Origin of the sequence: Pseudomonas sp. SED1 (assembly GCF_034044025.1) — a bacterium.
GTDB lineage: Bacteria > Pseudomonadota > Gammaproteobacteria > Pseudomonadales > Pseudomonadaceae > Aquipseudomonas.
This window is the reverse complement of record NZ_JAXCIS010000046.1, coordinates 24293-49467: the sequence shown is the minus strand read 5'-3', so window position 1 is coordinate 49467 and position 25175 is coordinate 24293. Positions and strand designations below refer to the sequence as shown.

26 protein-coding genes are annotated in these 25175 nt (G+C 61.6%); 23 read left to right on the top strand and 3 right to left on the bottom strand.

The features are described from left to right. Positions 1-289 precede the first annotated feature (289 nt). The 14 genes from flhA (at position 290) to SNL23_RS06155 (ending at position 14685) form a co-directional block, all read left to right on the top strand. Positions 290-2404, top strand: a complete 2115-nt coding sequence (gene flhA / locus SNL23_RS06220) for a flagellar biosynthesis protein FlhA (RefSeq protein ID WP_218585839.1) — start codon at positions 290-292, stop codon at positions 2402-2404. An 11-nt stretch (positions 2405-2415) separates the two neighbouring features. Next, the gene (flhF, locus tag SNL23_RS06215; protein WP_017477470.1) at positions 2416-3732 is read left to right on the top strand and encodes a flagellar biosynthesis protein FlhF; all 1317 of its coding nucleotides are present in this window, start codon (positions 2416-2418) and stop codon (positions 3730-3732) included. A gap of 105 nt (positions 3733-3837) precedes the next feature. Next, complete coding sequence (gene fleN, locus SNL23_RS06210; protein ID WP_003192912.1) at positions 3838-4671, top strand: flagellar synthesis regulator FleN; 834 nt, start codon at positions 3838-3840, stop codon at positions 4669-4671. Then, positions 4668-5408 (top strand): RNA polymerase sigma factor FliA, encoded by a 741-nt coding sequence (gene fliA, locus SNL23_RS06205; protein WP_076015161.1) that lies wholly within the window; start codon positions 4668-4670, stop codon positions 5406-5408. Before fleN ends, fliA begins: the two co-directional genes overlap by 4 nt. Before the next feature lie 170 nt (positions 5409-5578). Then, on the top strand, positions 5579-5953 hold the full coding sequence (locus SNL23_RS06200) for a chemotaxis response regulator CheY (protein WP_005790040.1): 375 nt from the start codon (positions 5579-5581) through the stop codon (positions 5951-5953). An 18-nt stretch (positions 5954-5971) separates the two neighbouring features. After that, positions 5972-6760, top strand: coding sequence for a protein phosphatase CheZ (locus tag SNL23_RS06195; protein ID WP_063028114.1), 789 nt, complete (start codon positions 5972-5974; stop codon positions 6758-6760). Between the two features lie 11 nt (positions 6761-6771). Beyond that, positions 6772-8991: a chemotaxis protein CheA gene (locus tag SNL23_RS06190; protein WP_318301847.1), complete on the top strand. Its 2220-nt coding sequence runs from the start codon at positions 6772-6774 to the stop codon at positions 8989-8991. Positions 8992-9040: 49 nt separating this feature from the next. After that, positions 9041-10162, top strand: a complete 1122-nt coding sequence (locus SNL23_RS06185; protein ID WP_076015163.1) for a protein-glutamate methylesterase/protein-glutamine glutaminase — start codon at positions 9041-9043, stop codon at positions 10160-10162. Then, positions 10162-10902 carry a flagellar motor protein gene (locus SNL23_RS06180; RefSeq protein WP_010166125.1) on the top strand — a complete coding sequence of 247 codons (741 nt, stop codon included), beginning with the start codon at positions 10162-10164 and terminating at the stop codon, positions 10900-10902. The genes SNL23_RS06185 and SNL23_RS06180 overlap by 1 nt, the downstream gene beginning before the upstream one ends. Before the next feature lie 142 nt (positions 10903-11044). After that, the gene (motD, locus tag SNL23_RS06175; protein ID WP_076015164.1) at positions 11045-11932 is read left to right on the top strand and encodes a flagellar motor protein MotD; all 888 of its coding nucleotides are present in this window, start codon (positions 11045-11047) and stop codon (positions 11930-11932) included. Between the two features lie 51 nt (positions 11933-11983). Then, positions 11984-12772, top strand: coding sequence for a ParA family protein (locus SNL23_RS06170; protein WP_076015165.1), 789 nt, complete (start codon positions 11984-11986; stop codon positions 12770-12772). Positions 12773-12914: 142 nt separating this feature from the next. Next, on the top strand, positions 12915-13730 hold the full coding sequence (locus SNL23_RS06165; protein WP_167663643.1) for a CheW domain-containing protein: 816 nt from the start codon (positions 12915-12917) through the stop codon (positions 13728-13730). Positions 13731-13803: 73 nt separating this feature from the next. Then, the gene (locus SNL23_RS06160) at positions 13804-14289 is read left to right on the top strand and encodes a chemotaxis protein CheW (protein ID WP_106576477.1); all 486 of its coding nucleotides are present in this window, start codon (positions 13804-13806) and stop codon (positions 14287-14289) included. Then, positions 14290-14685 (top strand): DUF2802 domain-containing protein, encoded by a 396-nt coding sequence (locus SNL23_RS06155; RefSeq protein WP_076015167.1) that lies wholly within the window; start codon positions 14290-14292, stop codon positions 14683-14685. It begins immediately after the preceding gene. Between the two features lie 33 nt (positions 14686-14718). Here SNL23_RS06155 and SNL23_RS06150 read toward each other — a convergent pair whose 3' ends face one another. From SNL23_RS06150 to fliK, 3 genes are all read right to left on the bottom strand, one after another. Next, positions 14719-15882 carry a hypothetical protein gene (locus tag SNL23_RS06150; protein ID WP_318301846.1) on the bottom strand — a complete coding sequence of 388 codons (1164 nt, stop codon included), beginning with the start codon at positions 15880-15882 and terminating at the stop codon, positions 14719-14721. 225 nt (positions 15883-16107) lie between these two features. Further along, a complete protein-coding gene (locus SNL23_RS06145; RefSeq protein WP_318301845.1) occupies positions 16108-16437 on the bottom strand; it encodes an EscU/YscU/HrcU family type III secretion system export apparatus switch protein in 330 nt (109 codons plus the stop codon). Then, positions 16434-18017 carry a flagellar hook-length control protein FliK gene (gene fliK, locus SNL23_RS06140; protein ID WP_076015170.1) on the bottom strand — a complete coding sequence of 528 codons (1584 nt, stop codon included), beginning with the start codon at positions 18015-18017 and terminating at the stop codon, positions 16434-16436. Before fliK ends, SNL23_RS06145 begins: the two co-directional genes overlap by 4 nt. A 252-nt stretch (positions 18018-18269) precedes the next feature. On the opposite strand from fliK, the gene ccmA reads away from it, so the two are divergent. The 9 genes from ccmA to ccmI all read left to right on the top strand — a co-directional run bounded on the left by ccmA (position 18270) and on the right by ccmI (position 25160). Next, on the top strand, positions 18270-18851 hold the full coding sequence (ccmA, locus tag SNL23_RS06135) for a cytochrome c biogenesis heme-transporting ATPase CcmA (RefSeq protein WP_412104166.1): 582 nt from the start codon (positions 18270-18272) through the stop codon (positions 18849-18851). After that, complete coding sequence (ccmB, locus tag SNL23_RS06130; RefSeq protein ID WP_093207517.1) at positions 18848-19516, top strand: heme exporter protein CcmB; 669 nt, start codon at positions 18848-18850, stop codon at positions 19514-19516. Before ccmA ends, ccmB begins: the two co-directional genes overlap by 4 nt. An 82-nt stretch (positions 19517-19598) precedes the next feature. Continuing rightward, positions 19599-20354 carry a heme ABC transporter permease gene (locus tag SNL23_RS06125; protein ID WP_167663640.1) on the top strand — a complete coding sequence of 252 codons (756 nt, stop codon included), beginning with the start codon at positions 19599-19601 and terminating at the stop codon, positions 20352-20354. Next, entirely contained in the window at positions 20351-20527 is a 177-nt protein-coding gene (gene ccmD, locus SNL23_RS06120) for a heme exporter protein CcmD (protein ID WP_008434788.1), read from the top strand. The genes SNL23_RS06125 and ccmD overlap by 4 nt, the downstream gene beginning before the upstream one ends. Next, complete coding sequence (gene ccmE, locus SNL23_RS06115) at positions 20524-20979, top strand: cytochrome c maturation protein CcmE (protein WP_008434786.1); 456 nt, start codon at positions 20524-20526, stop codon at positions 20977-20979. Before ccmD ends, ccmE begins: the two co-directional genes overlap by 4 nt. 3 nt (positions 20980-20982) lie before the next feature. After that, positions 20983-22971, top strand: coding sequence for a heme lyase CcmF/NrfE family subunit (locus SNL23_RS06110; RefSeq protein WP_167663639.1), 1989 nt, complete (start codon positions 20983-20985; stop codon positions 22969-22971). Then, entirely contained in the window at positions 22968-23504 is a 537-nt protein-coding gene (locus tag SNL23_RS06105) for a DsbE family thiol:disulfide interchange protein (RefSeq protein ID WP_008434782.1), read from the top strand. Before SNL23_RS06110 ends, SNL23_RS06105 begins: the two co-directional genes overlap by 4 nt. Continuing rightward, on the top strand, positions 23501-23974 hold the full coding sequence (locus SNL23_RS06100) for a cytochrome c-type biogenesis protein (RefSeq protein WP_010166149.1): 474 nt from the start codon (positions 23501-23503) through the stop codon (positions 23972-23974). The genes SNL23_RS06105 and SNL23_RS06100 overlap by 4 nt, the downstream gene beginning before the upstream one ends. After that, positions 23967-25160, top strand: a complete 1194-nt coding sequence (gene ccmI / locus SNL23_RS06095) for a c-type cytochrome biogenesis protein CcmI (protein WP_318301843.1) — start codon at positions 23967-23969, stop codon at positions 25158-25160. The genes SNL23_RS06100 and ccmI overlap by 8 nt, the downstream gene beginning before the upstream one ends. Positions 25161-25175 lie beyond the last annotated feature (15 nt).

The following is a 25175-nucleotide window of genomic DNA, read 5'->3' as shown; positions in this document are numbered from 1 at the left end:
GTGGCGAGGGAGCTTGCTCCCGCTGGGGTGCGAAGCGCCCCCAAATAAAGTTATCGCGGTTATTCAGGCAAAACGCGTAAGCCGTTCTGGGGCTGCTGTGCAGCCCAACGGGAGCAAGCTCCCTCGCCTCAGGTGATGTGTGTACGGCGGTAGCTCTTTGCTGCCCGCGAGGCCGATCTGCTCCCTCAAGCAAAAGTTGGAAGGCTTCTTGCAATACCGCCTCCAGGACGCCTCCCGGCGTCAAAAGTTTGCTTCAAGGAAACGAGGAATACCGGTGGATCGTTCTCAAATGCTCAACACGGCACGTGGCACCCTGACTGACCTCTCGCGAGGCAATCTGGGTGTGCCGTTGTTGTTGCTGGTGATGCTGGCAATGATGATGTTGCCAATGCCGCCGTTCCTGCTGGACGTGTTCTTCACTTTCAACATCGCGCTGTCTGTGGTCGTGCTGCTGGTGTGTGTGTACGCCCTGCGACCGCTGGATTTCGCGGTATTCCCGACGATTCTGCTGATCGCCACGCTGCTGCGGCTGGCGCTTAACGTGGCCTCTACCCGGGTGGTGATGCTCCACGGCCAGGACGGCCACGCCGCCGCAGGCAAGGTGATCCAGGCCTTCGGTGAGGTGGTGATCGGCGGTAACTACGTGGTCGGTATCGTGGTTTTTGCGATCTTGATGATCATCAACTTCGTGGTAGTGACCAAGGGCGCCGGGCGGATTTCCGAGGTGAGCGCGCGTTTCACCCTCGACGCGATGCCCGGCAAACAGATGGCCATCGACGCCGACCTCAACGCCGGCCTGATCGACCAGAACCAGGCCAAATCCCGCCGTCTTGAAGTCGCCCAGGAAGCCGAGTTCTACGGTTCCATGGACGGTGCCAGCAAATTCGTGCGCGGTGACGCCATCGCCGGCCTGCTGATTCTGTTTATCAACCTGATCGGCGGCATGGCAGTCGGCATCTTCCAGCACGGCATGACCTTCGGCGACGCCGGCAAGGTTTACGCCCTGCTGACCATCGGTGACGGTTTAGTGGCGCAATTGCCATCACTGTTGTTATCTACAGCAGCGGCGATCATGGTGACCCGTGCTTCGGGCTCCGAAGACATGGGCAAGCAGATCAGCCGGCAGATGTTTGCTTCGCCCAAGGCATTGGCCGTGGCGGCGGGCATCATGGCGATCATGGGCATCGTCCCGGGTATGCCGCATTTCTCCTTCTTGAGCATGGCGGCGCTGGCGGCAGGCGGTGCGTATCTGTTCTGGAAAAAGCAAAACAACATCAAAGTGATTGCCCAGCAGGAAGTCGCACGCCAGCAGGAACTGCTGCCGTCCCCGGCCCGGGCCCAGGAAACCAAGGAGTTGGGCTGGGACGACGTGACCCCGATCGACATGATCGGCCTGGAAGTCGGCTACCGCCTGATTCCCCTGGTGGATCGCAACCAGGGCGGCCAATTGCTGGCGCGGATCAAGGGCGTGCGCAAGAAGCTGTCCCAGGACCTGGGCTTCCTGATGCCCACCGTGCACATCCGCGACAACCTCGACCTGGCCCCCAGCGCCTACCGCCTGACCCTGATGGGGGTGATCCTGGCCGAAGCCGAGATCTACCCGGACCGCGAGTTGGCGATCAACCCGGGCCAGGTGTTCGGTACGCTCAACGGCATTACCGCCAAAGATCCGGCTTTTGGCCTGGAAGCGGTCTGGATCGAAATCAGCCAGCGCAGCCAGGCGCAGTCGCTCGGCTATACCGTGGTCGACGCCAGCACCGTGGTCGCGACTCACCTCAACCAGATTCTGTACAAGCATTCCCACGAGCTGATTGGCCACGAAGAAGTCCAGCAGCTCTTGCAATTGCTGGCCAAAGCCTCGCCAAAGCTCGCCGAAGAACTGGTGCCGGGCGTGCTGTCTACCTCGCAACTGCTCAAGGTGCTGCAGGCGCTGTTGGCCGAACAGGTGCCGGTGCGGGACATTCGCAGCATTGCCGAAGCTATCGCCAACAATGCCGCCAAGAGTCAAGATACTGCCGCCCTGGTGGCCGCAGTGCGCGTCGGATTGTCGCGTGCAATCGTCCAAAGCATTGTAGGGCTTGACTCCGAGCTGCCTGTGATCACCTTGGAACCAAGGTTGGAACAAATATTGCTCAATAGTATTCAGAAGGCTGGGCAGGGCGCTGATGAAGGCGTGTTGCTGGAGCCAAGCATGGCTGAGAAGCTGCAGCGTTCGTTGATTGAGGCCGCGCAGCGCCAGGAAATGGAAGGCCATCCGGTGATCCTGCTGGTGGCTGGCCCCGTCCGGGCGATGTTGTCGCGGTTTGGACGCCTGGCTATACCGAATTTGCACGTATTGGCTTACCAGGAAATTCCTGACAATAAGCAAGTGACTATCGTCGCGACAGTAGGGCCCAACGGCTGAGGTAGTGGGATATGCAAGTGAAGCGTTTTTTCGCCGCCGATATGCGTCAGGCCATGAAACTGGTGCGTGATGAGTTGGGCGCCGACGCTGCGATTATCGGTAACCGCCGTATTGCCGGCGGTGTCGAGCTGACGGCTGCCCTCGATTACAAGCCCTCGGCCCTGGCGCCGCGTGTGCCGAACATGGAACTGGAAGACGAGCTGCGCAAGACCGCTTCGCGCATTGTCTCGGCCCAGGCTGAACTGAGCATGCGTGGCGACAGCGACGCCTCCACCAATCGCCAGCTGTTTGCCGGGTTGCCGCTGACGGCGTCCGAGCCGCTGGTAGAACCGACTTTTGTTGAGCCGCCGCGTCCTGCTGCGCCCGCCCCGGCGGCAGCGGTAGACCAGCGAGTGTTCGACTCGATGCGTTTCGAACTCAACGGCCTGCGTGAACTGCTGGAAGTGCAGCTGGGCTCGCTGGCCTGGAACCAGTTGCAGGGCAGCCAGCCGCAACAGGCCAACCTGTGGCGTCGCCTGCAACGCATCGGCCTGTCCGGCCCGCTGTCCCGCGACCTGCTGCAACTGACCACCCAAATTGAAGAACCTCGCCAGGCCTGGCGCATGCTCCTGGCCCACCTGGCGCGGATGATCGTCACCCCGGAAATCGAACCCCTGGAAGAAGGCGGCGTGATTGCCATGGTCGGCCCTGCCGGCATGGGCAAGACCACCACCCTGGCCAAGCTGGCCGCACGTTACGTGCTCAAGTACGGCGCACAGAACATTGCGCTGGTGAGCATGGACAGCTACCGCATTGGCGCCCAGGAACAGCTCAAGACCCTGGGCCGCATTCTCAATGTGCCGGTGACCCACGTCGACCCGGGCCAGTCCCTGGCCAACGCCCTCGACCCACTGCTGCGCAAGCGCGTGGTGCTGATCGACACCGCCGGCCTGCAAGCCAGCGACCCGGCCCTGCGCATGCAGCTGGAAAGCCTGGCCGGGCGCGGGATCAAATCCAGAAACTATTTGGTACTTGCTACCACCAGCCAGAAGCAGGTATTGACCGCCGCCTATCACAGCTACAAGCGCTGTGGGCTGGCGGGCTGCATCCTGACTAAACTGGATGAAACGGCAAGCCTGGGCGAAGTATTGAGCCTGGCCATCAGTCATGAATTACCGGTTGCTTACCTGACCGACGGGCCGCGGATCCCGGATGATTTGCATCTGCCGCGCCGTCATCAGTTGGTCAGCCGGGCTGTCAGCGTGCAAATGCAGGAAGAACCCAGTGAGGAAGCGATGGCTGACATGTTTGCTGACCTCTACCACAGCCCGAACAAACGTGTCGGCTGAGGCAATATGAACACAGTGCAAAGTATCTACATCGATGGTCTGCCAGCAGTTCGCGCGGCCAAGTCATGTAGCCTGCGTCTAAGCAAGACAAGGTAAAGAAATAAAATGGGCAGCATGCATCCCGTACAGGTGATCGCGGTGACCGGCGGCAAAGGTGGCGTCGGGAAAACTAACGTGTCAGTGAATTTGTCCCTGGCCCTGGCAGAGCTTGGCCGTCGCGTCATGCTGCTGGATGCTGACCTGGGTCTGGCGAACGTTGACGTTCTGCTGGGACTGACGCCCAAACATACCCTGGCCGATGTCATCGAAGGCCGCTGTGAGCTGCGCGACGTACTGTTGCAAGGCCCCGGCGGGATTCGCATCGTGCCGGCCGCGTCCGGCACCCAGAGCATGGTGCACCTGAGCCCGGCGCAGCATGCCGGCCTGATTCAGGCGTTCAGCGACATTGGCGACAACCTCGACGTGCTGGTGATCGACACCGCCGCCGGGATCGGCGAGTCCGTGGTCAGCTTCGTGCGAGCAGCCCAGGAAGTGTTGCTGGTGGTGTGCGACGAACCGACCTCGATCACCGACGCCTACGCGCTGATCAAACTGCTCAACCGCGACTACGGCATGAACCGCTTCCGCGTGCTGGCCAACATGGCCCAAAGCCCGCAGGAAGGGCGGAATCTGTTCGCCAAGTTGACCAAGGTCACAGATCGCTTCCTCGATGTCGCCTTACAATACGTTGGCGCAGTTCCCTACGACGAGTGCGTACGCAAGGCCGTGCAAAAGCAGCGTGCGGTCTATGAAGCGTTCCCTCGTTCGAAGTGCGCATTGGCGTTCAAGGCTATTGCCCAGAAGGTCGATACCTGGCCGTTGCCCGCCAACCCGCGTGGGCATCTGGAGTTTTTCGTCGAGCGATTGGTGCATCAGACGAGCGCAGGACCGGTGCTATGACATCCAGCGGCTACAACCTTTACAAGAAGTCGGCACGTGACAGTCAAGTCGAATTGATCGAGCGCTATGCGCCCCTGGTCAAGCGCATTGCCTATCACTTGCTGGCGCGCCTGCCCGCCAGTGTCCAGGTCGAAGACTTGATCCAGGCCGGGATGATCGGCTTGCTCGAAGTGTCGACCAAATACGATGCGAGCAAGGGCGCAAGTTTCGAGACATACGCGGGTATTCGTATCCGTGGGGCCATGCTCGATGAAGTGCGTAAAGGTGATTGGGCGCCGCGTTCGGTACACCGCAATACGCGCATGGTAAGTGACGCAATTCGCTCAATTGAAGCAAAAACCGGTCGCGACGCTAAAGATCACGAAGTTGCGGCCGAACTCCAATTGAGTCTCGACGATTACTACGGGATTTTGAACGATACCTTGGGCAGCCGCCTGTTCAGTTTCGACGACCTTTTGCAGGACGGCGAACATGAAGGGCTGCACGAGGACGGCGCGAGTGCTCATCTCGAACCGTCACGCGATCTGGAAGATGAACGCTTCCAGACTGCGCTGGCGGACGCGATTGCCAATTTGCCGGAGCGTGAGCGACTGGTGTTGGCGCTGTACTACGACGAAGAGCTGAACCTCAAGGAAATCGGTGAGGTCCTGGGAGTCAGCGAATCGCGAGTCAGCCAGTTACACAGCCAGTGCGCGGCCCGCTTGCGGGGGCGTTTGGGAGAGTGGCGAGCGCGCTGACAGGCAGTGTGGGGACACTGCGAACGATACCGTCCAGGCGCTGCGCCCGGACGGGCTTGGCCCGTGGTGCGCCCCCGGTAGTCCTTTTTGTGTAACGCCTGTTGATTGATATGGCGCGCCCAGGTGCTGGGCGCGTTTAAGACTGCTTGGAGGTCGAATTGGACAAGAACATGAAAATCCTCATCGTTGATGACTTCTCAACGATGCGGCGGATCATAAAAAACCTGTTGCGTGACCTTGGGTTCACTAACACGGTCGAGGCGGATGACGGCATTACGGCGATTCCGATCCTCAACAGCGGGAGCATCGACTTTCTGGTAACGGACTGGAACATGCCGGGCATGACCGGTATCGATCTGCTGCGCCACGTGCGCGCGGATGAAAAACTGCGCAGCCTGCCTGTGCTGATGGTGACCGCTGAAGCCAAGCGTGAACAGATCATCGAAGCCGCCCAAGCCGGGGTTAACGGCTACGTGGTCAAGCCATTCACTGCACTGGCCTTGAAAGAGAAGATCGAAAAGATCTTCGAACGCATCGGTCATTGATGCTGCCACGGGGGAGCTATGGAGCATAAAGAATCATCGCAGGCCGACTTCGAGTCGACCCTGAAAAAACATGCCCACCAACTTGTCGAAAGCCTTGAAAAAGGCCAGTTCGGTGACGCGGTGCAGTTAATCCATGAGCTCAACCAGACCCGTGACCGCGGCCTGTACCAGGAAGTGGGCAAGCTCACGCGTGAGTTGCACAGTGCGATTGTCAATTTTCAGATTGACCCGCACATGCCCCAGGCCGAAGAAATCTCGCAGATCACGGATGCCACCGAACGCCTGTCCTATGTGGTCAGGCTGACTGAGGCGGCGGCCAACCGCACCATGGACCTGGTGGAAAACGCCACGCCTCTGGTCAACGGTATGGCCAGTGAAGCCAAGGCCCTGAGCACTGACTGGGGCCGGTTCATGCGTCGGGAAGTGGGCGCTGAAGAGTTTCGTGAACTGGCGCGTCGGGTCGAGGGCTTTTTGTCCCGCAGCGAGCAGGAAAACCGCACGGTTTCCAGCAACCTGAATGACATTCTGCTGGCCCAGGACTACCAGGACCTCACCGGTCAGGTGATCAAGCGCGTGACCCAACTGGTCACCGAAGTGGAAAGCAACCTGCTCAAACTGGTGTTGATGGCGGGCCAGGTCGACCGGTTTGCCGGCATCGAACATGACCGCGAAGCGATCCTTTCTGAAAAAGATCCACAAAAACACCTCGCCAAGGGTGAAGGTCCGCAGATTCATGCCGATAAACGTGAAGACGTTGTATCCGGGCAAGACGACGTAGACGATTTGCTGTCCAGTTTAGGCTTCTAAGGAGCACACCCATGAGCTTCGGCGCCGATGAAGAAATCCTTCAGGATTTCCTTGTAGAGGCCGGCGAAATTTTAGAGCAACTGTCCGAACAACTGGTCGAGCTGGAAAGCCGACCGGATGATGCGAACCTGCTCAATGCAATTTTTCGCGGTTTTCACACTGTAAAAGGGGGCGCCGGCTTCCTCCAGCTCCACGAGCTGGTGGAGTGCTGTCACATCGCCGAGAACGTGTTCGACATCCTGCGCAAGGGTGAGCGGCACGTCGACTCGGAACTGATGGACGTGATCCTGGAAGCGCTGGACGCGGTCAACGGCATGTTCAGTGAAGTGCGCGAACGTGCACCGATCACGGCCGCCACCCCGGAACTGCTGGCCGCCCTGGCGCGCCTGGCAGAACCTGCGGCCAATGCTCCGGTGGTTGAAGCGGTGGCTGAGCCTGTCGCCGAGCCTGCGGGCGACGTGACCGACAGCGAATTTGAACAACTGCTGGACTCGCTGAATGCCGTCAAGGCCGAAGCCGAAGCTCCGGCGGCCAGTGCGCCGGCCATGGTGCCGACCACTGAAGACATTACCGACGCCGAGTTCGAGTCATTGCTCGACCAGTTGCACGGCAAGGGCCAGTTTGCCCCGGACGCGGTGGCCGCAGCGCCAGCGCCTACGGAAGCCGCGGCGCCTGCCAGCAACGAAATCACCGATGACGAATTTGAAGCGTTGCTGGACCAGTTGCATGGCAAAGGCTCGTTTGTTGCCGATGCACTGCCGGAAGTTGCTGCAGCAGTCGCTGCACCTGCAGCACCCGCTGCTGCTGCCGCTGCACCGGCTGCCGATGGACTGATCTCCGATCACGAATTCGAAGCCCTGCTGGATGAACTGCATGGCAAGGGCAAGTTCACCGAAGTGGCCGGCGCTGCTGCACCGGCTGCTACAGCGGCCACTGCGGTTGCAACGCCGGCCCCGGTGGCCGCCAAGGCCGCTGCACCGGTGGCTGCAAAACCTGCACCGGCCCCAGCACCCGCGCGTGCCTCTGCTGCTCCGGCTCCGGACAAGCAACCAGCCAGTGAAGCCGAAACCACCGTGCGGGTTGATACCGCGCGCCTGGACGACATCATGAACATGGTCGGCGAACTGGTGCTGGTGCGTAACCGCCTGGTGCGCCTGGGCCTGAACAGCGGCGATGAGGCCATGCAAAAGGCCGTGTCGAACCTCGACGTGGTCACCGCCGACCTGCAAACCGCTGTCATGAAGACCCGGATGCAGCCGATCAAGAAAGTCTTCGGCCGCTTCCCGCGTCTGGTTCGCGACCTGGCACGCCAGCTCAAGAAAGAGATCAACCTGGAACTGGTGGGTGAAGAAACCGACCTCGACAAAAACCTTGTCGAGGCCCTGGCCGACCCGCTGGTCCACTTGGTGCGCAACGCCGTCGACCACGGCATCGAGTCCCCGGAGGAACGTGAAGCCTCGGGCAAGAACCGCCTGGGCAAAGTGATCCTGGCGGCCGAACAGGAAGGCGACCACATCCTGCTGTCGATCACCGATGACGGCAAAGGCATGGACCCGAATATCCTGCGAGGCATCGCGGTCAAGCGTGGCGTGATGGACAAGGACGCCGCCGACCGTCTCACCGACACCGAGTGCTACAACCTGATCTTCGCCCCGGGCTTCTCCACCAAGACCGAGATTTCCGACGTTTCGGGCCGTGGCGTGGGCATGGACGTGGTGAAGACCAAGATCAGCCAGCTCAACGGCTCGATCAACATTTACTCGACCAAGGGCCAGGGCTCGAAGATCGTCATCAAGGTGCCGTTGACCCTGGCGATCATGCCGACCCTGATGGTGATGCTGGGCAACCAGGCGTTCGCCTTCCCGCTGGTCAACGTCAACGAAATCTTCCACCTCGACCTGTCGCGCACCAACGTGGTGGACGGCCAGGAAGTGGTGATCGTGCGCGACAAGGCGTTGCCACTGTTCTACCTCAAGCGCTGGCTGGTGGCTTCGGCCAAGCATGAAGAGCAGCGCGAAGGCCATGTGGTGATTCTTTCCGTGGGCACCCAGCGTATCGGCTTTGTCGTCGATCAACTGGTGGGCCAGGAAGAAGTGGTCATCAAGCCTTTGGGCAAAATGCTGCAGGGAACCCCGGGCATGTCGGGTGCGACCATTACCGGTGACGGTCGGATCGCGCTGATTCTGGATGTTCCGAGCATGCTCAAGCGTTACGCCGCACGGCGTATTTGATTCGGCCCGGGCAGGGCGGTTGTCCCTCGCCCGGCCTAACGGAGTGTTTATGGTAGTCAAGGTCCTGGTGGTGGACGATTCAGGTTTCTTCCGCCGCCGCGTCTCGGAAATTCTTTCATCGGATTCCAATATCCAGGTGGTCGGTACGGCCACCAACGGCAAAGAGGCGATCGATCAGGCCATGGCCCTCAAGCCAGACGTGATCACCATGGACTACGAGATGCCGATGATGGACGGCATCACGGCGGTGCGGCACATCATGCAGCGCTGCCCGACTCCGGTGTTGATGTTCTCCTCGCTGACCCACGAAGGCGCCCGGGTCACCCTGGATGCGCTGGACGCCGGCGCGGTGGACTTCCTGCCGAAGAATTTCGAAGACATCTCGCGCAACCCCGAGAAGGTCAAGCAGATGCTCTGCGAGAAGGTGCACAGCATCTCCCGCAGTAACCGTCGCAGCCTGTTCAGTGCACCGGCGCCGGCACCTGTTACACCGCCCCCGGCAGCCCCGAGCACCTTTGGTCGCCCGGCGCCTGCGCCGGTTGCGCGTCCGGCCGCAGCGCCTGTGCGTACGGCTGCGCCCTCCGCGCATTCGCCTGCTCCCAAGCGCAAAGCCTACAAGCTGGTGGCCATCGGTACCTCCACCGGCGGCCCGGTTGCCTTGCAGCGGGTGTTGACCCAACTGCCGGCCAACTTCCCGGCGCCGATCGTGTTGATCCAGCACATGCCTGCCGCGTTCACCAAGGCCTTTGCCGAGCGCCTGGACAAGCTGTGCCGCATCAGCGTCAAGGAAGCCGAGGATGGCGACATCCTGCGCCCGGGTCTCGCGCTGCTGGCCCCTGGCGGCAAGCAGATGATGGTCGATGGCCGTGGCGCGATCAAAATCCTGCCGGGTGACGAGCGCCTGAACTACAAGCCGTGTGTGGATATCACCTTCGGTTCCGCAGCCAAGTCCTACGGCGACAAAGTTCTGGCGGTGGTGTTGACCGGCATGGGTGCCGACGGCCGCGAAGGCGCACGTTTGCTCAAGCAGGGCGGCAGCGCGATCTGGGCCCAGGATGAAGCCAGCTGCGTGATCTATGGCATGCCCATGGCCATCGTCAAAGCCGACCTGGCCGACGCCGTCTACAGCCTGGACGACATCGGCAAGCATCTGGTGGAGGCCTGCCTGTAATGGATGTATTGAGCCTGATTGGCATCATCATGGCGTTTGTCGCGATTATCGGCGGCAACTACCTCGAAGGCGGCCACCTGGGTGCCCTGGCCAACGGCCCGGCAGCGTTGATCGTGATCGGTGGCACCGTGGGCGCGGCCTTGCTGCAGTCGCCCATGAGTTCGTTCAAGCGCGCGATGCAGATCCTTATCTGGATTATTTTCCCGCCACGTGTCGACTTGCCGGGTGGCATCGACCGCGTGGTCAACTGGAGCCTCACGGCGCGCAAGGAAGGCCTGCTTGGCCTGGAAGGCGTGGCCGATGCCGAGCCCGACAGCTACGCACGCAAAGGCCTGCAATTGCTGGTGGACGGCGCCGAGCCGGAAGCGATTCGCAGCATCCTGGAAGTGGATTTCTACACCCAGGAAAGCCGCGACATCAACGCCGCCAAAGTCTTTGAAAGCATGGGCGGCTACGCGCCGACCATCGGCATCATCGGTGCGGTGATGGGCTTGATCCACGTGATGGGCAACCTGGCCGATCCGTCGCAACTGGGCAGCGGGATTGCCGTGGCGTTCGTCGCCACCATCTACGGTGTGGCCAGTGCCAACCTGGTGTTGTTGCCGGTGGCCAGCAAGCTCAAGTCGATCGCCATGCGCCAGTCGCGTTATCGCGAGATGTTGCTGGAAGGCATCCTCTCGATTGCCGAGGGTGAAAACCCACGCTCCATCGAATTGAAGCTCCAGGGCTTCATGGATTGATGGTCATGAACCCTGTAGGAGCGAGCTTGCTCGCGAAAAACCCGAGAACAACGCGTTCATCCAGGATGCCCGCGTTATCGTTGACGATTTTCGCGAGCAAGCTCGCTCCTACAGGTGATTCGTTTTGTCGAGGTAGTCGCCTGTGAGCCGTCGCCGCCGCGAGCCTGAAGAACACGTCAACCATGAACGCTGGCTGGTGTCCTACGCCGACTTCATTACGCTGTTGTTCGCGTTTTTTGTGGTGATGTACTCCATTTCCTCGATCAACGAAGGCAAGTACAAAGTCATTTCCCAGGCGCTGATCGGCGTGTTCAACGACGCTGACCGCGCCCTCAAGCCGATCCCGATCGGCGAAGAACGCCCCAAGACCGTGACCCCGGCCAAACCGCTGGTCAACGACAGTGATGAAACCGCCGCCGGCATCGGTGGCACCAGCGACCCGCTGAAAAGCATCGCCGATGACATCAGCGCAGCCTTTGGCGACCTGATCAGCTCCAACCAGATGACCGTGCGCGGCAATGAGTTGTGGGTGGAAATCGAGCTTAATTCCAGCCTGCTGTTCGCCAGCGCCGATGCGATGCCCAGCGACCAGGCGTTCACCATCATCGACAAGGTGGCGGCGATCCTGAAGCCGTTTGAAAACCCGGTCCACGTTGAAGGGTTTACCGACAACCTGCCGATCAGCACGGCGCAGTATCCGACCAACTGGGAGCTGTCTTCGGCCCGCGCGGCGAGTATTGTGCGGATGCTGGCGATGCAGGGCGTGAACCCCGGGCGCCTGGCGTCGGTGGGGTACGGCGAGTTCCAGCCAGTGGCCAATAACGCCACGGCAGAAGGCCGTGCGCGTAACCGTCGGGTGGTGCTGGTGGTGTCGCGCAACCTCGATGTGCGCCGCAGCCTGACCGGTACCGGCACCGCCAATGCAACACCGGATGCCGCCTTGAAGCGGGCTGGCACACAAACTGCACCAGCGCCCGTAAAGGCGCCGGTTCGCGGGAGTGCCGTCAATTCTCCGTCACCGGCTCTATAACCCTATGCAATTTCTCGGTCGAGCCTGTGCCTGCCGGGAGGAACAATCCGAATGAGAGTCTGGGCAGTTGCCAATCAAAAGGGTGGTGTCGGTAAAACCACCACTTCCATCGCCTTGGCCGGCTTGCTGGCAGAGGCCGGCAAGCGTGTGGTCGTGGTCGACCTGGACCCCCACGGCTCCATGACCAGCTATTTCGGCTACGACCCGGATGCCCTGGAGCACAGTTGCTACGACCTGTTCCTGCACAAGGGCAGTGTGCCGGCGGATTTGCCGGGCCAACTGATGCTGCCTACCAGTAATGAAAAGATCTCGTTGCTGCCGTCGAGCACCGCCCTGGCTACCCTTGAGCGCCAGTCTCCGGGGCAGAGCGGCCTGGGCCTGGTGATCGCCAAGACCCTGGCGCAGCTGTGGCAGGACTTCGACTACGCGATCATCGACAGCCCGCCTTTACTGGGCGTGCTGATGGTCAACGCCCTGGCCGCCAGTCAACAGCTGGTGATCCCGGTGCAGACCGAGCACCTGGCCGTCAAAGGCCTGGAACGCATGGTCAGCACCCTGGCGATGATCAACCGCTCGCGCAAACAGGCGTTGCCGTTCAGCATCGTGCCGACCCTGTTTGACCGCCGTACCCAGGCGTCCCTCGGCACCTTGCGGGTATTGCGCGACGCCTATCCGGACACCATCTGGCAAGGCTACATCCCGGTGGACACGCGCCTGCGGGATGCGAGCCGGGCAGGGCTGACGCCTTCGCAGTTCGACGGCAAGAGCCGTGGCGTGCTGGCATATCGGGCGTTGCTCAAGCACCTGTTGTCCCAGCAACTTGTGGCGCAGGTGGCGTGATGATCATTGTAGGAGCCTGGCTTGCCAGCGATGCAGACGCCGCAGTTTTCGCGACAAAACCGGCTCTCGATTCAAGTCCGGACACCCACAGGCCGATAACCTCTAAATACAGGGTTGATGGGGCTTGCGCGTGGGCATACAGATGAACCGTCCCGTTGATTTCAAGACCCGGCCGCAACTGGCGCTGGAGTCCTACCTGGACGCCTTGCTCCAGGACGCGACCGAGGAAATGCCGGAACCGATTCTGATCCTCGATGAAGTCATCGAGCCTGAACCTGCGGCCCTGGACGAGTTTCAACTGGCGGTCCTGGAAGAGCAGGCCCGAGATGCGTTGGTGGTCCCCGTAGCGGTTCCGGCACCGGTTGCCGTGCCCGTGCCCGTGCCTGTTGCGCCTGTGGTGATCGCGCCCGTGGTGGTCGAGCCGGTGGTTGAGGTTCATCTCCCGCCGAGCATCACGCCGCCGCCGGTACAGGGCGATGGTCGGCCGGCGTGGGCCGCCGAGCCGTTCGAATGTTTGCTGTTCGACGTCGCCGGGTTGACCCTGGCGGTGCCGCTGGTGTGCCTGGGCTCGATCTACTCCCTGGAAGGCCAGGAGTTGACGCCGCTGTTTGGCCAGCCGGAATGGTTCCTCGGGATCCTGCCGAGCCAACAGGGCAACTTGAAGGTATTGGACACTGCGCGTTGGGTGATGCCTGACCGCTATCGGGATGATTTCCGCCAGGGCCTGCAATACGTTATTTCGGTCCAGGGCTACGAGTGGGGGCTGGCAGTGCATCAGGTCAGTCGCTCATTGCGCCTGGACCCGAACGAAATCAAATGGCGCAGCCACCGGGGCCAGCGGCCATGGCTGGCGGGCACCGTGATCGAACACATGTGCGCGTTGCTGGATGTCGCCGAACTGGCGGAGCTGATTGCCAGCGGCGCGGTAAAAGCGATGTCGCTCAACAAACGCACTTGATAACAAGCAGCAGCGCTACGGCGCTGCCCAAGAACACACACCGTAACCAACGGTATTTGAAGGGGTCTGGAGTATGAACAAATCAGCGTCCGCACAAGGTCTGGTGGATGATCCAATCCTGCAATGGGTCACCTTCAAGCTGGACAACGAGTCCTACGGCATCAACGTGATGCGTGTGCAGGAAGTGCTGCGCTACACCGAAATCGCTCCGGTTCCGGGTGCCCCAAGCTACGTGCTGGGCATCATCAACCTGCGCGGTAACGTTGTAACTGTGATCGACACCCGCCAGCGTTTTGGCCTCGTGCCGACCGAAGTCAACGACAACACCCGCATCGTGATCATCGAAGCCGACAAGCAAGTGGTCGGGATCATGGTCGACAGCGTGGCGGAAGTGGTTTACCTGCGCCAATCTGAAGTCGAGACCGCGCCGAACGTCGGCAACGAAGAATCGGCCAAGTTCATCCAGGGTGTCTGCAACAAGAACGGCGAGCTGCTGATTCTGGTTGAGCTGGACAAGATGATGAGCGAAGAAGAATGGCAGGATCTGGAGAATATCTGATTGTTCCTTGAGGTAGCGGTGATCGTCCTGGCCATCCTATGGGCCGGGACCTTGGGCTTCCTGCTGCGCTACGTGCGCCAGCAACGGGAATTGGCCATGCAACAGGCCGAGCGCGACGCCGTGCGCGACCGGCGCATCCTGGAACTGGTCAAGCGGGTCGACCACTTCCAGCAGAGCGCGGTACGTGTAGGGGATGAAGTGCACGAACTGCGTTCGGTGCTGGCGCCGTTGCCGGACAAGCTGTCTGCGCTGGAGCAGCGTGACCCGTCGAGCCTGTCATTCGCCCAGGCGGCGAAGCTGGTAGGTATGGGCGCGACGGTGGATGAGCTGACCCAGTCCTGCGGGTTGACCCAGGCTGAAGCGCAGTTGATGAGCCGGTTGCACAAGGACAGCTGAAGGTTACGAGCGGCAAGCAGGTTTGCTTGCCGCTTATAGCTGATGCCGGTTGCTCAGCCATTCGGCCATGGTCGAGTCTTCGAGCGCATATTCACCACGGTTGGCTTTCCAGACCAACTCCTTCTCCCGCAGCACTTCCAGCGCTTTCTGAACGTTTGGCGTGCTTGCGTTCGGCTCGACCTGGGCCAACTCCAATTTGCGGTTCACGTCCTGGAAGGTTTTTTCCGCAAAAGGCGAGAACGCTTGCTTGCCCAGGGTTCGTTCACCCATCACTTCCAGCACCGCTTGTTGCAAGGGTGACAGGTCGTTGTAGGCGCTCTCGTAGTCGCTCCAGATTCCGGCCTGGTGATTCAGTGCCCCGGTCCTCAGCAACTCGCCAAGATTGCTGGCTTCGCCAAGACCCACGCTGACTTCGGTCAACAGTTTGTTGAGCATCTCCGGGCGCCGGCCGACGAGCTGGAACGCATAGTCCATATCCTCAAGGTTGAACTGGTTGGTCGCGGCCAGGCGCTGGTTCCACAGGTCCGTCACGAACTCCACAAAGTCGCGGCTCAGCAACGGGAATGGTGTGATGTGGGCGCCGAAAAACGGTTGTTTGCTCTTGAGTACCAGGTTGGCCAGTTTGTCGCGGCTGGATCCGGTGAAGACCAGGCGCAGGCCATCTGTGGTATTGCTGCCGTTGAGATGGTCCCGTGCAGCCTTGAGCGCGAACATTGCGTTCACGCCACCCTCGCTGTTGAGGGCGTGCTGGGCTTCGTCGACGATCAGCACGATCATCTGCCCCGAGACCTGGTGCAGCACGTCCAGCGCATGGGTGAGCGTGGTGCCGGAGGGCAATTGAGGTTTGGTGAAATCCCAACTCAAGGTGCGCAGCAGGCTGATCTTCTCGATACCGGCCTTCTTGGCCGCTTTGCTCACTGCGCTTTCGAACTCGCCCAGGGCTTTGCCGATGGCCCCGGAGATCAGCTCGGCGGGGTCGATTTCGCGGTTCATCCAGAGGTCCACGTACACCGGCAGCCAGCCTCGGGCCTTGCATTCGGGGATGAGGTCGTTACGCAGGAACGTACTCTTGCCCGTACGACGAGGCGCAGCGAGGAACATCCCGGAGCTGTAATCGGCAAATGACTCGCCCGCCAAATCACGGGCCAGCGCTTCGGCGAGTAGCTTTCGACTGAGGATCGGGCGGGTAGGGCTCATGGGTTTTATCCTGAACTATCGGGTTCGGGATAATCTATACCTTGAAAGATATAATTGCTATACACCGACGTTTACAGACACTGATCATTCCCACGCTCTGCGTGGGAATGCATCCCGTGACGCTCCGCGTCATCACTGCGCAAGACTTGAACTTTGCATCGCCAGTTGGACGCGGAGCGTCCGAGGCCGCGTTCCCACGCAGAGCGTGGGAACGATCAGGCCACATTAATAATCGTCGCCTCTTTCCGTCACATCCCGCTCTACCGGCCCTGCATCCGGGTCATAACCCACCGGGAACTTGCCCTTCAACGTCCAGGCAAACGCGATGATCTCGGCGACGGTGCGGTACAACTCTGCCGGGATGCTGTCGCCCAATTCCATGCGCGCCAGTAATTTGACCAGCTCGGCATTTTCGTAGATCGGGACTTCGTTTTCCCGGGCCAGCTTGAGGATGGCTTCGGCCAGGGCGTCGTCGCCCTTGGCCGTCAGGGTCGGTGCTTGTTGCCCGTCGTATTTGAGGGCAATGGCCTGGCGGGGCGGGTTGGGGTTTTTCATGCGGTTTCATCCACCCAGCGTTGTTCCAGTCCGGTTTTCGGGCCGCGCGGCGGGGTGCCGAGGTGGCAGTCCAGGTCGCCGACGTTGAGCCCAGACGACACCAGGCGCTCGCGCAGGCTACCCAAGTGGCTTTCGATCAGGCTGGCGGTGAACGGGCGGCTCGCCCACAGTTGACTCGACAGCTTGCCCTGGCTCAGTTGCGCCTGAACCTGCAACGGGCCCAGAGGCTCCATGTCGAGGGCCATTTCCACGCGCCAGAGCATTTGCTTGGGGTCCTTGGTGTCCTTGCGTTCCGGCTGATCCTTGTCGGGGGCCGGTTCTTCACGCTGGAACTTGACCTGCAACGGCACGATGTCCTGCAAGGTACGCATTGGGATTTCCAGCTGCCAGGTGGTCAAGAGCTTGCCATCGGCGGTGGTACCGGTTTGTTCCAGGCTCGACAGCTGATGGCTTTGCAAGCGGGAAATGGCGCCGGCGGCCAGGCGCAGCAGGTTTTCCAGGTCGCTCTCACCTTCCAGGCGTTGCATCAGCCGATCCGGCAGCGGAAAGCCAGCGGGTGCTTGGCGGGCGCCGACCTGGCCGAGGGTGCCCAGCGGGCTGCGCACGAAGCTGGGCAGCAGTTGCGCCAGGGTGTTGGCGGCCAGGATCGCGTTGAGGTTGGTGCTGGCGGGCAGGTTAGGCAGCAGGTCGGCGACGAAGCGCAGCAGGGCGCCTTTCATGTCCAGCGGCGGTATCTGCGGGTTTTGCCCGGCGAGCAGCTTGGCTTCCAGGAATGTGCCGCTGTTCTGGATCAGTTGCGCGAGTACCTTGGGATTGCTGGCTTGGGCCAGGTCGGGCAGGCTCGCCAGCAATCGCTCGGCGGCGGCACGCAAATCGACTGAGGTGCTGTCGCTACGGGTCGCCGGCAGGCTTTGCAACGCGGTGAACACCACGTCCAGCGAACCCTGGCGGCTTTGTTGGGTGGAGAGTTGTTGGGCCACGGCCAGTTGGTCCTGGCGCCCGCTCAGGGGCACAAAGCTCAAGGTCTGGGCACTTTGCACCACGGCACTGAGCAGGCTGCCGATGCGCAATGGCTGCGGGCTTTCGACGGTCAGGGTCGCGCCGCTGAGGACGTTATTGAGCACCGACACCAGCGAGCGATACACCACCGGCTGGTTGGCGCCCTGGGGCAGCGCCTGGGTGGTCAGCACCTTGCCTTGCAGCAGCGTGCCCACCGGCAGTTGGCTGGTGTCGATGCGTGTCAGCGCGGCGACGCTGGAACTCAACGCCTGCTGAAGGCTGATGGACAAGTTGCCCGACGACGTCTGGCTGACCTCCACCTGGGTGCCCAGCGGCAGCGGCTGGCTGCTGCTGGCCTGCACCAGGGTTTGCCGGCCGCCTTCCAGGGTCAGCTTGAGCAGCAACTGAAACGCATCGCCGCCTTGTTTAAGTGCCAGCACCTCGGCGTTCACGGTTTTACCGGGGTCAATCAGGCCGGTCTGCGGCTCCAGCAGTTTCAGCAGCTCACCCGTCGCAGGCGCGGGCGCAGGCCCGGCCGGCAGCGTGGGAGGAAGCGTGGGAAGATTGATCTCACCGGTCATCGTGCGCGCCGTCTCAAGGGAAATTGCCCTCTTTAGAGTAGGGCATCACATGTATAATGCCGCCCGTCTTCAAAGAGAGCGGTATAAACATCACAACTATTTGATCCAGCTCTCTAAAATCGGTCGCCAAAGCAGTTAATGTGCATCTCTTTAACGGCCGTTCCACCGCCGACTTGAACCGTAAAGGCCCGCGATCTCTTGACCAGCCCTCTTCTAGAAGCCGTAGCGCTCGCCTGTGAACGTGACCTGCGGATGCTGTTCGAACACCTCGAACTGCGTCTGGCGGGCGGCGACATGGTGCAAGTCAGCGGCCCCAACGGCAGCGGCAAGACCAGCCTGTTGCGGCTGTTGGCCGGCCTGATGCAGCCGACGGCGGGCGAAGTGCGGCTCAATGGCAAACCGTTGCACGAGCAACGCACCGAGCTGGCGCGCAACCTGATCTGGATCGGCCACGCCGCCGGGATCAAGGATGTGCTCACCGCCGAAGAAAACCTCAGCTGGCTCAGCGCCCTGCATCATCCCGCGAGCCGCGAAGCGATCTGGCAGGCCCTCGCCGCCGTTGGCCTGAAGGGTTTTGAAGACGTTCCCTGTCACACCCTGTCCGCCGGGCAACAGCGCCGCGTGGCCCTGGCCCGTTTGTATCTGGGCGGCCCGCCGCTATGGATTCTCGACGAACCCTTCACCGCCCTCGACAAACAAGGCGTCGCTCAGCTGGAAGAACACCTCGCCGCCCATTGCGAGCAGGGCGGCATGATTGTCCTTACGACTCACCACACGTTGACGCGCATTCCCGCCGGTTACCGCGACCTCGACCTGGGCCGGTGGGCGGTATGAGTGTTTTTGCCCTGCTGGTCGCCCGCGAAGCGCGGTTACTCTGTCGCCGCCCGGCCGAATTGGCCAACCCGCTGGTGTTCTTCGCGATTGTGATCGCGCTGTTCCCCTTGGCGGTGGGCCCCGAGACTAAACTGTTGCAAACCTTGTCTCCGGGACTGGTCTGGGTGGCGGCACTTTTGTCGGTCCTGCTCTCGCTGGACGGGCTGTTTCGCAGTGATTTTGAAGATGGTTCCCTTGAACAGTGGGTCCTTTCGTCGCACCCCCTGCCACTTCTGGTATTGGCCAAGGTACTGGCACACTGGGTGTTTTCCGGCCTGGCGCTGGTATTGCTCGCGCCGTTGCTGGCGATGATGCTGGGATTGCCCACCGAGTGCCTGCCGGTGTTGCTCCTTTCCTTGTTGCTTGGCACGCCGGTACTCAGTCTACTGGGCGCCGTGGGTGCGGCGCTGACGGTCGGTTTGAAACGCGGCGGCCTGTTGTTGGCCCTGCTGATTTTGCCTTTGTATATCCCGGTGTTGATCCTGGGCAGCGGCGCTTTGCAAGCCGCGCTCCAGGGTATGCCGGCGACCGGTTACCTCCTGTGGCTTGGCAGCCTGGCCGCCCTGGCGGTAACCCTGACACCCTTTGCTATAGCGGCTGGCCTGAAGATCAGCGTCGGCGAATAATGAGGTCTGACCGAGCATTGTCTTGGTCAGTAAAGACCCTAAGCTTCTTGCCACGACAAGAAGCAACCGTGATGGAAACAGCATGAACTGGACCTGGTTTCACAAGCTCGGCTCGCCCAAATGGTTTTACGGCATCAGTGGCAAACTGCTGCCGTGGTTGAGCATCGCCGCTGTATTGCTGATCGGCATCGGCCTGGTCTGGGGCCTGGCCTTCGCGCCGCCGGACTACCAGCAAGGCAACAGCTTTCGCATCATCTACATTCACGTTCCCGCCGCGATGCTGGCCCAGTCCTGCTACGTGATGCTGGCGGTGTGCGGCATTGTCGGCCTGGTGTGGAAGATGAAGCTGGCGGACGTTGCCCTGCAATGCGCCGCGCCCATCGGTGCCTGGATGACCGCCGTGGCGCTGGTCACCGGCGCGATCTGGGGCAAGCCGACCTGGGGTTCGTGGTGGGTCTGGGACGCGCGACTCACCTCGATGCTGATTCTGCTGTTCCTGTATTTCGGCCTGATTGCCCTGGGCAACGCCATCAGCAACCGTGACAGCGCCGCCAAGGCCTGCGCGGTGCTGGCGATTGTCGGCGTGATCAACATCCCGATCATCAAATACTCGGTGGAGTGGTGGAACACCCTGCACCAGGGCGCCACCTTCACCCTCACCGAAAAGCCGTCAATGCCCGTGGAAATGTGGGCGCCGCTGCTGCTGATGGTGTTGGGGTTCTACTGTTTTTTCGGCGCCGTGCTGCTGATGCGCATGCGCCTCGAAGTGCTCAAGCGTGAAGCCCGCACCAGTTGGGTCAAGGCCGAAGTGCAAAACAGCCTGGGAGCCCGTGGATGAGCTTCAACTCTTTCAGTGATTTTCTCGCCATGGGCCATCACGCCCTGTATGTCTGGACGGCCTATGGCATCTGCCTGGCGGTGCTGGCCCTCAACGTCGCCGCGCCGATCCTGGCCCGCAAGCGTTACCTGCAACAAGAGGCGCGTCGTTTGCGCCGGGAGACCGAAAAGTGAATCCGCTGCGTAGAAAGCGTCTGTTGATCATCCTGGCCATCATGGCCGGTGTCGGCATTGCCGTGACCCTGGCCCTGAGTGCCCTGCGGGAGAACATCAACCTGTTCTACACCCCGACCCAGATCGCCAACGGCGAAGCGCCGCTGGACACGCGAATCCGTGCCGGTGGCATGGTCGAGAAGGGCTCGCTGCAACGTTCCGGCGACTCCCTGGACGTGAAATTCATCGTCACCGACTTCAACAAATCCGTGACCATCACCTACCGCGGCATCCTCCCGGACCTGTTCCGCGAAGGGCAGGGCATCGTCGCCCTCGGCAAGCTCAACGCCGACGGCGTGGTAGTGGCCGATGAAGTGCTGGCCAAGCACGATGAAAAATACATGCCGCCGGAAGTCACCAAGGCCCTCAAAGACAGCGGCCAATCCGCCCCGACCCCCGCCAAGGAGGGCTAAGTCATGACGTCCGCATTGTTTATTCCAGAGCTGGGCCAGTTGGCGATGATTCTCGCCCTGTGCTTCGCCATCGTCCAGGCCGTGGTCCCGTTATTGGGTGCCTGGCGGGGTGACCGCCTGTGGATGAGCCTGGCCCAGCCGGCTGCCTGGGGCCAGTTCGCCTTTTTGCTGTTCGCCTTCGGTTGCCTGACCTACGCCTTCATGACCGATGACTTTTCCGTCGCCTACGTCGCCAACAATTCCAACAGCGCCTTGCCCTGGTATTACAAGTTCAGCGCCGTGTGGGGGGCCCACGAAGGTTCATTGTTGCTGTGGGCGTTGATCCTCGGCGGCTGGACCTTTGCCGTATCGGTGTTCTCCCGCCAGTTGCCGCAAGTCATGCTGGCCCGGGTGCTGGCGGTGATGGGCATGATCAGCATCGGCTTCCTGCTGTTCCTGATCATGACCTCCAACCCGTTCACCCGCATCCTGCCGCAGATCCCGGTAGACGGCCACGACCTCAACCCGCTGCTGCAAGACATCGGTCTGATCGTGCACCCGCCGATGCTCTACATGGGGTATGTCGGTTTCTCGGTCGCCTTCGCCTTCGCCATCGCCGCCTTGCTCGGCGGGCGTCTCGACGCGGCCTGGGCGCGCTGGTCGCGGCCATGGACCATCGTCGCCTGGGCGTTCCTCGGCATCGGCATCACCCTGGGCTCATGGTGGGCCTACTACGAACTCGGCTGGGGCGGCTGGTGGTTCTGGGACCCGGTGGAAAACGCCTCCTTCATGCCATGGCTGGTGGGCACGGCGCTGATTCACTCGCTGGCAGTCACTGAAAAACGCGGCGTGTTCAAAAGCTGGACCGTATTGCTGGCCATCGCCGCGTTTTCCCTGAGCCTGCTGGGTACGTTCCTGGTGCGTTCCGGCGTGCTGACATCGGTTCACGCGTTTGCCTCCGACCCGGAGCGCGGCGTGTTCATCCTGATCTTCCTGCTGTTCGTGGTGGGCGGCTCGTTGACGTTGTTTGCGTTGCGCGCGCCAGTGGTCAAGAGCCATGTCGGCTTCAACCTCTGGTCCCGGGAAACCCTGCTGCTGGGCAATAACCTGGTGCTGGTGGTGGCGGCTTCGATGATCCTGCTCGGCACCCTGTACCCGCTGGCTCTGGATGCCCTGAGCGGCGCCAAACTGTCCGTCGGCCCGCCGTATTTCAACGCACTGTTCATCCCGTTGATGGCGCTGTTGATGGTGGTGATGGCGGTCGGCATGCTGGTGCGCTGGAAAGACACCCCGGTGAAATGGCTGGTGGGCATGCTCGCGCCGGTACTGCTCGGCAGCGCCGCGCTGGCCGTGATCGCCGGTATTGCCTACGGCGACTTCAACTGGGCCGTGCTCGCCACCTTCATGCTGGCTGCCTGGGTGTTGCTGGCCGGCGTACGTGACCTGATCGACAAGACCCGCCACAAAGGTTTGATCAAAGGCCTGCCGACCATGACCCGCAGCTACTGGGGCATGCAGGTTGCGCATATCGGCATCGCCGTGTGTGCGTTGGGCGTGGTGTTGTCCAGCCAGAACAGTGCCGAGCGCGACCTGCGCCTGGCCCCCGGCGAGTCCATGGACCTGGCCGGTTACCACTTCATTTTCGAAGGCGCCAAGCACTTCGAAGGCCCCAACTTCACCTCAGACAAAGGCACCGTACGCGTCGTGCGCAACGGTAAGGAAATCGCGGTGCTGCACCCGGAAAAACGCCTGTACACCGTGCAAAGCTCGATGATGACCGAAGCCGGGATCGACGCCGGTTTCACCCGCGACCTCTACGTCGCCCTGGGTGAACCACTGGGCGATGGCGCCTGGGCCGTGCGGGTCCACGTCAAACCGTTTGTGCGCTGGATCTGGTTCGGCGGCCTGCTCACCGGGTTCGGTGGTTTGCTGGCAGCAATGGACCGGCGCTACCGGGTCAAGGTCAAGAGCCGGGTGCGTGAAGCCCTCGGCCTGCAAGGAGCGGCGGTATGAAGCGTTGGTTGATGGTGTTACCGCTGGCGGCGTTTCTGGTGGTGGCGGTGTTCCTGTATCGCGGGCTGTACCTGGACCCGGCCGAGTTGCCGTCGGCCATGATCGGCAAGCCATTCCCGGCGTTCTCGCTGCCGACCGTGCAGGGCGACAAAACCCTGACCCAGGCTGACTTGCTGGGCAAACCGGCGCTGGTCAATGTGTGGGGCACCTGGTGCATTTCCTGCCGCGTCGAGCATCCGGTGCTGAACAAACTGGCGGAGAAGGGCGTGGTGATCTACGGCATCAACTACAAGGACGACAACGCTGCCGCCCTGAAGTGGCTGGCGGAATTCCACAACCCGTACCAGTTGGATATCCGCGACGAAGACGGCAACCTCGGCCTGAACCTCGGCGTATACGGCGCCCCGGAAACCTTCTTCATCGATGCCAAGGGCGTGATCCGCGACAAATACGTAGGCGTGATCGACGAAGTGGTGTGGCGCGAGCAACTGGCCGCCAAGTACCAGGCGCTGGTGGATGAGGCCAAGCCATGAAGCGTTGGTTAGCCGCCGCTGTATTGGGCTTGAGCATGGTCGGCGTGGCTCACGCCGCCATCGACACTTACGAGTTTGCCAAGGACGGTGACCGCGAGCGTTTTCGCGAATTGACCAAGGAACTGCGCTGCCCCAAGTGCCAGAACCAGGACATCGCCGACTCCAACGCACCGATCGCCGCCGACCTGCGCAAAGAGATTTTCCGCATGCTCGGCGAGGGCAAGGACAATCAGCAGATCATCGACTTCATGGTCGATCGCTACGGTGACTTCGTGCGCTACAAGCCGGCGCTCACCGGCAAGACCGCGTTGCTGTGGTTCGGCCCGGCCGGGTTGTTGCTCGCCGGTGTCGTGGTGATGGCGGTGATTGTGCGCCGCCGTCGTGTCGCCCCGGCCGATGGCTCGGACTCGCTTTCCGTCGATGAGCGTCAACGCCTCGACCAACTGCTGGACAAAAAAACTGATGATTGATTTCTGGCTCGCAGCCGGTCTGCTGCTTCTGATTGCCCTGAGTTTCCTGCTGATCCCGGTGTTACGCGGCCGCCGTGCCCAGCGTGAAGAAGATCGCACCGCGCTGAACGTGGCGCTGTATCAAGAACGCGTGGCGGAACTGCAAACCCAGCAGTCCGAAGGCGTGCTGGATGCGGCCCAACTGGACAGCGGGCGCGCTGAAGCGGCCCGTGAGTTGCTGGCGGATACCGAAGGGGTGGAAAAGCCTCGGGAGTCGCGCCTCGGCAAACCCTTGCCGTTGCTCGCGGCCTTTCTGGTGCCGGTGCTGGGCGTGGCGCTGTACCTGCATTATGGGGCCAGCGACAAGGTCGAACTGACCCGCGAATTCTCCCAGCCGCCGGTGTCCATGGAAGACATGACCCGCCGCCTGGAGCGCGCCGCCGCGGCCCAGCCGGACTCGCCCGAAGGCCTGTACTTCCTCGGTCGCGCCTACATGGCTCAGGACCGTTCCGCCGATGCGGCCAAAGTCTTCGAACGCACCGTGGCTTTGGCCGGCCGCCAGCCCGAGTTGCTCGGGCAGTGGGCCCAGGCCCAGTACTTTGCCGACAACAAACAGTGGTCGCCCAAGGTCCAGGCCTTGACCGACGAAGCACTGAAACTCGACCCGAAAGAAGTCACCAGCCTCGGCCTGCTGGGCATCGCCGCCTTTGAAGGCCAGCGTTACCAGGAAGCGATCAACTACTGGAACCGCCTGCTGGCGCAACTGCCGCCGGAAGACAACTCCCGGGCCGCGCTGCAAGGCGGGATCGACCGTGCGGCCGAGAAGCTCAAAGAGAGCGGCGGTAGCGTGGCACCAGTGAAGGCACAAAAGCAGATGCAAGTGCGTGTGGACCTGGCGGCGGATGTGAAGGCCAAGGCCTTGCCGACCGACAGCGTGTTCATCTTCGCCCGTGCCGTCAAAGGCCCACCGGCGCCATTGGCGGCCAAGCGCGTGACCGTGGCCGACCTGCCGATCACCGTCGAACTGGGCGACAGCGATGCGATGATGCCGCAGTTGAAACTGTCCAACTTTCCCGAAGTCCAACTGGTTGCGCGCATATCCCGGGCAGGTGTTCCGACCACTGGCGAGTGGATCGGCCGCAGCCAACCCCTGGCCAGCAGCACCACTGCGCTGCAGCAGCTGACCATCGACAGTCCGGATAAATAATTCGAGGAAATGCCC